The sequence below is a fragment of the Methylocella tundrae genome (genome assembly GCF_901905185.1).
In the GTDB taxonomy this organism is placed as follows: domain Bacteria; phylum Pseudomonadota; class Alphaproteobacteria; order Rhizobiales; family Beijerinckiaceae; genus Methylocapsa; species Methylocapsa tundrae.
On the sequence record NZ_CABFMQ020000001.1, the window covers coordinates 356,322 to 368,176 of the forward strand.

The window sequence follows — 11,855 nt, forward strand, 5'->3', positions numbered from 1 at the left end:
GTGGCGCTAGGATCGTCCGGTTGGCGGCGTCCTACTCAAGCATGACCGAGCGTCGCACATGATCTCGGTCGTTACGGAGACTATCCATGACCAAAGTTGGCGGCGGCGACGCGAAAAACACGCTCTACTGCTCGTTCTGCGGCAAGAGCCAGCATGAGGTCCGCAAACTGATTGCTGGTCCGACCGTGTTCATCTGCGATGAATGCGTCGAGCTTTGCATGGATATTATCCGCGAAGAGAACAAGTCGTCTCTCGTCAAGAGCCGCGACGGCATCCCGACCCCGAAGGAAATCTGCAAGGTCCTTGATGATTACGTGATCGGGCAGCCGCAAGCCAAGCGGGTGCTGTCGGTCGCCGTGCACAATCATTACAAGCGGCTCAATCATGCGACGAAGCACAATGACGTCGAACTGGCGAAGTCGAACATTCTGCTGATCGGACCGACCGGGTCCGGCAAGACGCTTCTCGCCCAGACGCTCGCGCGGATCCTCGACGTGCCTTTCACGATGGCCGACGCGACGACCTTGACCGAGGCCGGCTATGTCGGCGAGGACGTCGAGAACATCATCCTGAAGCTGCTTCAGGCCTCGGATTATAATGTCGAGCGGGCGCAGCGCGGCATCGTCTACATCGACGAAATCGACAAAATTTCGCGCAAATCCGACAATCCGTCGATCACCCGCGACGTCTCGGGCGAAGGCGTGCAGCAGGCGCTCCTCAAGATCATGGAAGGCACGGTCGCTTCCGTGCCGCCGCAAGGCGGACGCAAGCATCCGCAGCAAGAATTTCTGCAGGTCGATACGACCAATATTTTGTTCATTTGCGGCGGCGCCTTTGCCGGGCTCGAGAAAATCATCTCGATGCGTGGACGGGGCACGTCGATCGGGTTCAGCGCGGCCGTGCAGGCTCCCGACGATCGCCGGACCGGAGAAATCTTCCGTAAAGTGGAGCCGGAGGACTTGCTGAAGTTCGGCCTCATTCCGGAGTTCGTCGGACGCCTGCCTGTCATTGCGACGCTCGAGGATCTCGACGAAGAGGCGCTGAAGAAAATCCTGACCGAGCCGAAGAACGCGCTCGTCAAGCAATATCAGCGTCTGTTCGAAATGGAGAACACCGAGCTGACCTTCCAGGACGAGGCGTTGAACGTGGTCGCCAAAAAGGCCATCGAGCGGCGCACGGGCGCGCGCGGCTTGCGCTCCATCATGGAGGGCATTTTGCTCGACACCATGTTCGATCTGCCTGGCCTCGACAGCGTCGAGCAGGTCGTCATCGGCCCTGACGTCGTCGAGGGCAAATCGCGACCGCTCTATATCTATGCCGAGCGTAACGAAAAAAGCGGAACCAGCGCTTAAGGGGGGCCTTGCCGGTTGGGGGGCTTGGCTCGGCTATCATGAAATCCGATGAGCGCTTGAATCCGCGAGCGCTCATTGCCATCTGTTTTTTATAAATTCTTCACGCCAACAGGCCGAAACCGCGATGGCTCATCTGCGCGAGTGGCGCATCCCCGCCGGGGACGCAAATGAATCGGGGCGCGTTTCGAGATAGGAAAAAAAATGACACAGAAGCGTGAGCCCGCTCGCCCCGGAGCGGTGGAGAGCTACCCCGTCCTTCCCTTGCGCGACATCGTGGTTTTTCCCCATATGATCGTGCCGCTGTTCGTTGGCCGCGAAAAATCGATCCGCGCGCTCGAGGAAGTGATGAAGGCCGATAGCCTCATCCTTCTCGCCACTCAGATGAACGCCTCGGACGACGATCCGGCGACGGAAGCGATCTTCACCACCGGCACGCTCGCCTCGGTTCTGCAATTGCTGAAGCTGCCCGACGGCACGGTCAAAGTGCTCGTCGAGGGACAGGTCCGCGCCAAAGTGCAGGGCTATACCCGCACCGATGATTTCTATGAGGCCGACGCCGAAGTGATCGCCGACGACGCGGTCGACAAGGTCGAGGTTGAGGCGCTCGCCCGGTCCGTCGTCTCCGAGTTCGAGGGCTACGTCAAGCTCAACAAGAAAATCTCGCCCGAAGTCGCGGCGGCGGTCACGCAGATCGAGGACTACGCAAAGCTTGCGGATACGATCGCGTCGCATCTAGCCGTGAAGATCGCCGACAAGCAGGCGGTGCTGGAAACCACCTCGATCACCAAGAGGCTGGAGAAGTGCCTTGCCTTGATGGAGAGCGAAATCTCGGTGCTGCAGGTCGAGAAGCGCATTCGCACCCGCGTCAAGCGCCAGATGGAGAAGACTCAGCGCGAATATTATCTGAATGAGCAGATGAAGGCCATTCAGAAGGAGCTTGGCGACGAGGATGGCAAGGACGATCTCGCCGAACTCGACGAGCGCATCAAGTCGACCAAATTGTCGAAAGAGGCGCGGGACAAGGCGACGGTCGAGCTGAAAAAGCTGCGACAGATGTCGCCGATGTCGGCCGAAGCGACCGTCGTGCGCAATTATCTCGACTGGCTGCTGTCGATTCCGTGGAACAAGCGTTCGAAGGTCAAGAAGGATCTCGGCATAGCCGAAGACGTTCTCGACGCGGAACATTTCGGCCTTGAGAAGGTCAAGGAGCGCATCCTCGAATATCTTGCCGTGCAAACGCGCGCCAACAAGCTCAGCGGTCCGATTCTGTGTCTCGTCGGCCCCCCTGGCGTCGGCAAGACCTCGCTCGGCAAGTCGATCGCCAAGGCCACGGGCCGTGAATTCGTGCGCATGTCGCTTGGCGGCGTGCGCGACGAGGCCGAAATCCGTGGCCACCGGCGGACCTATATCGGCTCGATGCCGGGCAAGATCATCCAGTCGATGCGCAAGGCCAAGAGCTCCAATCCCCTTTTCCTGCTCGATGAGATCGACAAGATGGGGATGGATTTCCGCGGCGATCCGTCATCGGCTCTGCTCGAGGTCCTCGATCCCGAACAGAACCAGTCCTTCAACGATCATTACCTCGAGGTCGATTACGACCTGTCGAACGTGATGTTCGTGACGACGGCGAACACGCTGAACATTCCGGCGCCGCTGATGGACCGCATGGAGATCATTCGGATCGCGGGTTACACCGAGGACGAGAAGGTCGAGATCGCGCGCCGCCATCTCATTCCCGCGGCTCTGAAGAAACACGGTCTCGGTGAATCGGAATGGTCGATCGATGACGCCGGACTGATTCTGCTCATCCGCCGCTACACGCGTGAGGCGGGCGTGCGCAACCTCGAGCGCGAGGTGTCGAAGCTCGCGCGGAAGGCGGTCAAGCAGATTCTGACAAGCGACATTAAATCCGTGCAGGTCACGGCCGAAAACGTTCCCGACTTCCTGGGCGTGCCGCGCTTCCGTTATGGCGAGGCCGAGACCGAGGATCAGGTCGGGGTCGTCACGGGGCTTGCCTGGACCGAGGTTGGCGGCGAGCTGCTGACGATCGAAGGCGTCATGATGCCCGGCAAGGGGCGCATGACCGTCACCGGCAACCTGCGCGACGTGATGAAGGAGTCGATTTCTGCGGCGGCGTCCTATGTTCGCTCTCGCGCGGTCGATTTCGGCATCGAGCCGCCGCTGTTCGATCGTCGCGACATCCACGTGCATGTTCCCGAGGGAGCGACTCCCAAGGACGGACCGTCCGCCGGCGTCGCCATGGCGACGGCGATCGTGTCGATCATCACGGGCATTCCGATCCGGCGCGACATCGCCATGACAGGCGAGATCACGCTGCGGGGCAGGATTTTGCCGATCGGGGGGCTGAAGGAGAAGCTGCTCGCGGCCTTGCGCGGCGGTCTCAAGAAGGTTCTGATCCCGGAAGAGAACGCCAAGGATTTGGTGGATATTCCGAATTCGGTGAAGAACGCGCTGGAAATCGTGCCGGTCGCGCGCATGGACGAGGTTCTGGCCCACGCGCTGATTCGCCAGCCGAAACCGATCGTCTGGGAAGAAGATCTGAAGCCGGCGCGCGCGCTTGCCTCCGAGGATGACGCTTCGAGCGCCATCGCCCATTAGGCAGGCTGAATTTCGACGGAAGGGCCGCGGCGTGAGTCGCGGCCCTTTGCGTATGCGAGCTCGGCGCGGGCGAGACATTTCCGCGCAGATCCGGGTCAGGCTCCGCCGCGCTCGCCGTTGACCGGCGCGAGAACCTGTGCAATCCCCTCGACTGCGATCCGCCAGCGCGCGGACGGGCGGTTAGCTCAGTTGGTAGAGCATCTCGTTTACACCGAGAGGGTCGGCGGTTCGAGCCCGTCACCGCCCACCAGGTTTTCCCAAATACCGTCTGCCCCTCCTCACGCCGCGAGCGGCGCTATGCGTGTCGTGGAGGCGGCTCCGTCAACCGCGCGACGCGGCCGCGGCTTGGTTTTCACAACATCTTGCCGCCTATCTTTGCGGCGCCGGAGCGTTCCCGCTTGACTTGCGCGCCCGCGTATCCTATCCGGCATCCTCTCCGGTGCGGTTGTCACGACGCCGTATCTGCGGGGGAGTAGCTCAGTTGGTTAGAGCGCCGGCCTGTCACGCCGGAGGTCGCGGGTTCAAGTCCCGTCTCTCTCGCCATTTCGGACGCCGGCCGTCGATGCCGGGGCGGTCCCTGCGCTGGCCGCGGCGCACTCTACGGTGCGACAAAATGGCAAAGCGGCCCAGCATTGTGACGGCTCCGAGACGGCTCAGCTTAGACTGGTTTAAAACATCATCTTGCGCTGCGGTTGGCGCTGGGCTACGGATCGCTGGACAGCCGTAGCAAGAGGGGCGCGCCCCTTTCAGCCGGCAAATGTTCCCGACCGTGTCGGTCCAGACCGAGCTTGCCAATGCCGAGCCTTCTCGACCAGTATCTGCCGCTTGTCGTTTTCATGGCGGTCGCCGGCGTCATCTCCGCCGCTTTGCTGATCGCGCCCTTCCTGGTGGCGTTCAAGGCGCCCGACTCCGAAAAATTGTCCGCCTATGAATGCGGCTTCAACGCCTTCGACGATGCGCGCATGCAATTCGACGTGCGCTTTTATCTCGTGTCCTTGCTGTTCATCATCTTCGATCTCGAAGTCGCCTTTCTGTTTCCCTGGGCCGTGGCCTTTCATCAGGTCGGCGTCTTCGGCTTCTGGTCGATGATGATCTTTCTAGCGATTTTGACGATCGGTTTCGTTTACGAATGGAAGAAGGGCGCGCTCGAATGGGATTGAACCCTTTGCCCCAGGACCGCATCGCGATCAGCCCGGCGGCGGACCGGCCGCTCGCTGCAAACGATCCTTATTTCCTTTCGATCAATGACCAGCTCGCCGATAAGGGATTTTTGGTCACTTCCACGGACGAACTGATCAACTGGGCCCGCACCGGCTCGCTGATGTGGATGACCTTCGGCCTCGCCTGCTGCGCCGTCGAGATGATGCAGGCGTCAATGCCGCGCTATGACGTCGAGCGCTTCGGCTTCGCGCCGCGCGGTTCGCCGCGCCAGTCCGACGTCATGATCGTCGCCGGCACGCTGACCAATAAAATGGCGCCGGCGCTGCGCAAGGTCTACGATCAGATGCCCGAGCCGCGGTATGTGATCTCGATGGGCTCCTGCGCCAATGGCGGCGGCTACTACCATTATTCCTATTCCGTCGTGCGAGGCTGTGACCGCATCGTCCCAGTCGACATCTATGTTCCAGGTTGCCCGCCTTCAGCCGAAGCGCTTCTTTACGGGGTGCTTCTCTTGCAGAAAAAAATCCGCCGAACGGGCACGATCGAGCGCTAGAGCGGGGCGGCGGAAGAGTCTAGCCAGCACGGAACGAAGCTTGCGCGCCGCGCCTTGGGTTTCGGATCGAACGGGCTCGCGAAGTTGAAGGGTTGAGATGGACGAGGATCTGAAACACCTTGGAGACGCCATTGCCGCGTCCCTGCGCGGCTGGGTTGAATCCGCTTCCGTGGCGTTCGGCGAACTCACCTTGACCGTAAGAGCGGATTGTCTGATCGAGACGGTCGCCTATCTTCGCGACGATCCGAGCTGCCTTTTCGTCTCGTTCATTGATCTCACCGCCGTCGATTATCCGACCCGCGAAAAGCGCTTCGACGTCGTCACTCATCTGCTCTCGCCGAAACATAATCGCCGCATCCGCGTCAAGATCGCAACCGACGAGGATACGCCGGTTCCTTCGCTCTCGGGGCTTTATCCCGCGGCGAACTGGTTTGAGCGCGAGGCTTACGATCTTTTTGGCGTCTATTTCTCCGGTCATCCGGACTTGCGCCGCCTGCTCACCGATTATGGCTTCGATGGCCACCCCCTTCGCAAAGATTTCCCGATGACGGGCTATGTCGAGGTTCGTTACGACGACGAGCAGAAGCGCGTCCTCTATGAGCCGGTTCAACTGACGCAGGAATTCCGCAACTTCGACTTCCTGTCGCCGTGGGAGGGGGCAATCGACTATGTGCTGCCCGGCGATGAGAAGGCCAAGAGCAATCCGAACTGAGCCGTTCGAACGAAACCGCGCGTGAAAAAATCATGAACGATCAGGTCCGTAATTTCACGATCAATTTTGGCCCGCAGCATCCCGCGGCGCATGGCGTTTTGCGGCTCGTCCTTGAACTCGACGGCGAAGTGGTCGAGCGCGTCGATCCGCATATCGGCCTGCTCCATCGCGGTACGGAAAAGCTGATGGAGGCGCGGACCTATCTGCAGAACGTGCCCTATTTCGACAGGCTCGATTATGTCGCGCCGATGAACCAGGAGCACGCTTTCTGCCTTGCGATCGAGAGACTGCTCGGCCTCGAGGTTCCGCGGCGCGGGCAACTGCTGCGCGTCCTTTTTTGCGAAATCGGTCGGATTTTATCGCATCTTCTGAACGTCACGACTCAGGCGATGGACGTCGGCGCTCTGACGCCGCCGCTGTGGGGTTTCGAAGAGCGCGAAAAGCTCATGGTTTTCTATGAGCGGGCGTCTGGCGCGCGGCTGCACGCCAATTACTTCCGTCCCGGCGGCGTCCATATGGATGTTCCGCCACAGCTGATCGACGATATTGAGGCCTGGTGCGACCCTTTCCTTAAAACCTGCGACGACCTGCAGGCGCTGTTCATCGACAACCGCATCTTCAAGCAACGCAATGTCGATATTGGCGTCGTCAGTCTCGAGGATTGCTGGCGCTGGGGATTTTCCGGGGTCATGGTGCGCGGCTCCGGCGCGGCCTGGGATTTGCGTAAGGCTCAGCCTTACGAATGCTATGAAGAGATGGACTTCGACATTCCCGTCGGACGGCACGGCGACAATTATGATCGTCAGGTCATCCGCATGGAGGAGATGCGGCAGTCGGTCAAAATCATGAAGCAATGCATCGCAAAGCTTCGCGAGCCGAACGGCAAGGGGCCGGTGCTGGCCAAAGGCAAGGTCGCGCCGCCATCCCGCGCCGAGATGAAGCGTTCGATGGAAGCGCTGATCCATCATTTCAAGCTGTTCACCGAAGGTTTCCACGTGCCGGCCGGCGAGGTCTACGCCGCGGTCGAGGCGCCCAAGGGAGAGTTCGGCGTCTATCTCGTTTCTGACGGGACGGACCGGCCCTATCGCTGCAAGATCCGCGCGCCCGGTTTCGCCCATCTCGCGGCGATGGATTTTCTCTGCCGCAAATCCATGCTGGCGGACGTCAGCGCGATCCTCGGCTCGATCGACATCGTCTTCGGCGAGGTCGACCGGTGAGGAAAGCATTCGAGCCCTTGCTCCGGCGTCCAGCCGGGCGCTTCTCCAGCTCCTCGGCCGCTACGGCCCTGATGTGTGAGTATTGTTGATATGTCCGTTCGCAGGCTCGCCGAAGTCCAGCCCGAATCCTTCGCCTTCACTCCCGAAAACGAGGCTTGGGCCGAGGGCATAATCAAGAAATACCCGGAAGGGCGGCAAGCCTCGGCTGTGATCTCGCTGCTGTGGCGCGCGCAGAAGCAGAATGATTATTGGCTGCCGCGCAAGGCGATCGAGGCCGTCGCTGAAAAGCTCGGCATGCCGTTTATCCGCGTGCTCGAAATCGCGACCTTCTACACGATGTTCAACCTCTCCCCTGTTGGCGAGCACTATGTCCAGCTCTGCGGCACGACGCCCTGCCTGCTCGCCGGATCGGACGGGATCAAAGCGGTGCTCAAGGAGCGGGTCGGCGAGCCGGGCGTCGTGACGCCGGACGGCAAATTCTCCTGGACCGAAGTCGAATGTCTCGGCGCCTGCTGCAATGCGCCGATGGTGCAGATCAACGATGATTACTTCGAGGATCTGACGCCTGAGAATTTCGCTAAATTGCTCGATGATCTGGCGGCGGGAAAACCGGTCCGCGTCGGCTCGCAGACGGGGCGCGTCACCTCCGAGCCTGTCGGCGGCCTCACGACGCTGACGTCGTTCTACGGACAAGATGGCCATAGCGGCCCCTTTTGCTCCAAAGCTGCGCGGCCCGACGCCAAATCGGCCGGTTCTGATCCGAAGCAATCGTAAGGTTAAAGCAGATGCTTGAAGACAAGGATCGCATCTTCACCAATCTTTACGGCTTCGGCGACTGGGGCCTCAAAGGCGCCCGCGCGCGCGGCGCCTGGGACAATACGAAAGGGCTTATCGAGAAAGGCAAGGACTGGATCCTTTCCGAGATGAAGGCTTCCGGCCTGCGCGGACGGGGCGGCGCGGGTTTCCCGACCGGCCTCAAATGGTCCTTCATGCCGAAAGCGGATGAAGCGCGGCCCTCCTATCTCGTCGTCAACGCGGATGAATCGGAGCCCGGCACCTGCAAGGATCGCGAGATCATGCGCAATGATCCGCATCTTTTGATCGAGGGATGCCTCATTGCTTGCGTGGCGATGGAGGCGCACGCCTGCTACATCTATGTGCGCGGCGAATACATCCTCGAAGCGGATCGGCTCGACGCCGCGATCGCGCAGGCCTATGAGGCGAACCTCGTCGGCAAGGACAATGTTCACGGCTGGCCCTTCGACATCTATGTCCATCGCGGCGCCGGCGCCTATATCTGCGGGGAAGAAACGGCGCTTCTCGAATCGCTCGAAGGCAAGAAGGGAATGCCTCGGCTGAAGCCGCCGTTCCCCGCCAATATGGGGCTCTACGGCTGCCCGACGACGGTCAACAATGTCGAATCGATCGCGGTCGCCCCGACCATCCTGCGGCGCGGGGCGGCGTGGTTTTCAAGCTTCGGCGCCAAGAATAATTCCGGCACCAAGCTGTTCTGCATCTCCGGCCATGTCAACAAGCCGTGCAATGTCGAAGAGGCGATGTCGATTCCGTTCCGGGAGCTCATCGACAAGCATTGCGGCGGCGTGCGCGGCGGCTCCGACAACCTGCTCGCGGTGATTCCCGGCGGCTCGTCGGTTCCCTGCGTGCCGGCGCATCAGATCATCGACGCCGCGATGGATTTCGACACGCTGCGCGATCTGAAGTCGGGTCTCGGCACGGCCGCTGTCATCGTCATGGATAAATCGACGGACATTATCCGCGCCATCGCGCGGCTCAGCTATTTCTACAAGCATGAGAGCTGCGGCCAATGTACGCCCTGCCGCGAGGGCACGGGCTGGCTTTGGCGCGTCGTCTCGCGCATGGCCGAAGGGCGCGCGCAAAAGCGCGAGATTGACATGCTGCTTGAAGTGACGACGCAAATCGAGGGCCACACCATCTGCGCGCTTGGCGACGCGGCGGCCTGGCCGGTGCAGGGCCTTATTCGACATTTTCGTCCGGAGATCGAAAAGCGCATTGACCAATATGCCGCGAACCCGCATTCCGAGCCGGCGAGCGGCTATCATGTCGCGGCGGAGTAGGGCGGCGATGAGCGCTTGGGAAAAGGCCGCGATCGCGTCAGGTCGCCGCATTTCGGACCGCCGCATTGAGGACAGGGCATGAGCAAGCTGATCGTTGACGGAGTCGAAATCGACGTTCCGCCCGAATACACTCTGCTGCAGGCTTGCGAGCAGGCGGGCGCCGAGATTCCGCGCTTTTGCTTCCATGAGCGGCTGTCGATCGCAGGCAATTGCCGCATGTGCCTCGTCGAGGTGAAGGGCGGTCCGCCGAAGCCTTCGGCGTCCTGCGCCGTCGCGGTGCGCGATCTGCGCCCTGGCCCCAATGGCGAGCCGCCGGTGGTGCTCACCAATTCGCCGATGGTGAAAAAGGCGCGCGAAGGCGTGATGGAATTCCTGCTCATCAACCATCCGCTCGATTGCCCGATCTGCGATCAGGGCGGCGAATGCGATCTGCAGGATCAGGCGATGGCTTTTGGCTTCGCCTCCTCCCGCTACGCCGAGAACAAGCGCGCCGTCGAAGATAAATATATCGGCCCGCTGGTGCGGACCTCGATGAATCGCTGCATTCATTGCACGCGCTGCGTCCGCTTCACCGCTGAGGTCGCCGGCACGGGCGACATGGGCGCGATCGGACGCGGCGAAGATATGGAGATTACGACCTATCTCGAGACGGCGATGAGCTCCGAGCTGCAGGGCAATGTCGCCGATCTCTGCCCTGTCGGCGCCCTGCTGCCGAAGCCCTATTCCTTCAAGGCGCGGTCCTGGGAGCTGGTCAAGACCGAATCGATCGACGTCATGGATGCGCTGGGTTCAGCCATTCGCATAGATACGCGCGGACGCGAAGTGATGCGCATCCTGCCGCGCACCAATGACCGCGTGAATGAAGAGTGGATCTCCGACAAGGCCCGGCAGATCGTCGATGGCCTGAAGACGAAGCGGCTTGATCGCCCCTATGTGCGCGAAGGCGGCAAGTTGCGCCCAGCGTCCTGGGGCGAGGCCTTCGCGCTGATCGCCGCCAAGATCAAGGCGACGACTCCCGCGCGCATCGGGGCTATCGCCGGCGATCTCGCCGCCGTCGAGGAGATGTTCGCGCTGCAATCGCTGGTCGAGAGCCTCGGCTCCGCCTCGCTCGATTGCCGGCAGGATGGCGTCAAGCTCGATCCGAAATTCGGCCGCGCCAGCTATATCTTCAATCCGAGCATCGCCGCCATTGAGGAGGCCGACGGCCTCATGATCATCGGCTCCAATCCGCGCCGGGAGGCTCCTGTCCTCAACGCGCGCATCCGCAAGCGCTGGCTGAAGGGCGGCTTCAAGATCGGCGTCATCGGCGAGAAAGCCGACCTGACCTACGACTACGCCTATCTCGGCGCGGGGCCCGACACGCTCGCGAGCTTCTCCGAGCACCAGAAGGCCAAGATGGAAAAGCCGATGTTCATCATCGGGCAGGGCGCGCTGGCGCGCGAGGACGGCCTCGCCGTGCTGGCGCTCGCGGCCAAAGCGGCAGGCTCGCTCGGCGTCATAAAGGATGGCTGGAACGGCTTTGCGGTTCTCCATACCGCGGCGGCCCGCGTCGGAGGACTCGACCTCGGTTTTGTGCCGCGACAGGGTGGGCTTGACGCCCTCGCCATGTCGAAGGCTGGCGCGCTTGACGTTCTCTTCAATCTCGGCGCCGACGAGATCGACATCGCGCCCGGCGCTTTCGTCGTCTATCAGGGCTCGCATGGCGATCGCGGCGCCGCCCGCGCCGACGTCATCCTGCCGGGCGCGGCCTACACGGAAAAATCCGGGATCTACGTGAACACCGAAGGGCGCGCGCAGCTGTCGGATCGCGCCAATTTCCCGCCGGGCGACGCGCGCGAGGATTGGGCCATCATTCGCGCGCTTTCGGACGTGCTTGGCCACCGCCTGCCGTTTGACTCGCTGAAAGCTTTGCGCGCGCGCCTCATCGCCGCCTATCCGCACTTCGGCGCCGTCGACGAAATCGCGGCCGGCGCTTCGTTCGACGCAGGGCAGCTCATCGCCGCCGGCGGCGCCTGCGGCAATGCGCCCTTCGTCTCGCCCGTCGCCGATTTTTATCTGACAAATCCAATTGCCCGCGCGTCGGCGGTGATGGCGGAATGTTCCGCCATGCGCCTCGATCTCGCGCGGCAGGCTGCGGAGTAAGGC

At 61.7% G+C, this 11,855-nt stretch carries 9 protein-coding genes and 2 tRNA genes; all 11 read left to right on the forward strand.

Annotated features, from left to right (window positions below; translation table 11 throughout):
* The first annotated feature begins 86 nt into the window (after positions 1–86).
* A complete protein-coding gene (gene clpX, locus MPC4_RS01485; RefSeq protein ID WP_134489679.1) occupies positions 87–1,352 on the forward strand; it encodes an ATP-dependent Clp protease ATP-binding subunit ClpX in 1,266 nt (421 codons plus the stop codon).
* A 201-nt stretch (positions 1,353–1,553) separates the two neighbouring features.
* Positions 1,554–3,971, forward strand: a complete 2,418-nt coding sequence (lon, locus tag MPC4_RS01490) for an endopeptidase La (RefSeq protein WP_134489677.1) — start codon at positions 1,554–1,556, stop codon at positions 3,969–3,971.
* Positions 3,972–4,145: 174 nt separating this feature from the next.
* Positions 4,146–4,221 (forward strand) — tRNA-Val (locus MPC4_RS01495).
* A gap of 216 nt (positions 4,222–4,437) precedes the next feature.
* A tRNA-Asp gene (locus tag MPC4_RS01500) sits at positions 4,438–4,514 on the forward strand.
* A 251-nt stretch (positions 4,515–4,765) separates the two neighbouring features.
* Positions 4,766–5,131, forward strand: coding sequence for an NADH-quinone oxidoreductase subunit A (locus tag MPC4_RS01505; RefSeq protein WP_134489675.1), 366 nt, complete (start codon positions 4,766–4,768; stop codon positions 5,129–5,131).
* Complete coding sequence (locus MPC4_RS01510) at positions 5,101–5,685, forward strand: NuoB/complex I 20 kDa subunit family protein (RefSeq protein WP_174510956.1); 585 nt, start codon at positions 5,101–5,103, stop codon at positions 5,683–5,685. The genes MPC4_RS01505 and MPC4_RS01510 overlap by 31 nt, the downstream gene beginning before the upstream one ends.
* Positions 5,686–5,782: 97 nt before the next feature.
* Positions 5,783–6,397 carry an NADH-quinone oxidoreductase subunit C gene (locus MPC4_RS01515; RefSeq protein WP_134489671.1) on the forward strand — a complete coding sequence of 205 codons (615 nt, stop codon included), beginning with the start codon at positions 5,783–5,785 and terminating at the stop codon, positions 6,395–6,397.
* Positions 6,398–6,429: 32 nt separating this feature from the next.
* A complete protein-coding gene (locus MPC4_RS01520; RefSeq protein ID WP_174510957.1) occupies positions 6,430–7,614 on the forward strand; it encodes an NADH-quinone oxidoreductase subunit D in 1,185 nt (394 codons plus the stop codon).
* Between the two features lie 90 nt (positions 7,615–7,704).
* Positions 7,705–8,388 (forward strand): NADH-quinone oxidoreductase subunit NuoE, encoded by a 684-nt coding sequence (gene nuoE / locus MPC4_RS01525; protein ID WP_174510958.1) that lies wholly within the window; start codon positions 7,705–7,707, stop codon positions 8,386–8,388.
* Positions 8,389–8,399: 11 nt separating this feature from the next.
* Complete coding sequence (nuoF, locus tag MPC4_RS01530; protein WP_174510959.1) at positions 8,400–9,710, forward strand: NADH-quinone oxidoreductase subunit NuoF; 1,311 nt, start codon at positions 8,400–8,402, stop codon at positions 9,708–9,710.
* A 78-nt stretch (positions 9,711–9,788) separates the two neighbouring features.
* Entirely contained in the window at positions 9,789–11,852 is a 2,064-nt protein-coding gene (gene nuoG / locus MPC4_RS01535; protein ID WP_174510960.1) for an NADH-quinone oxidoreductase subunit NuoG, read from the forward strand.
* Positions 11,853–11,855 lie beyond the last annotated feature (3 nt).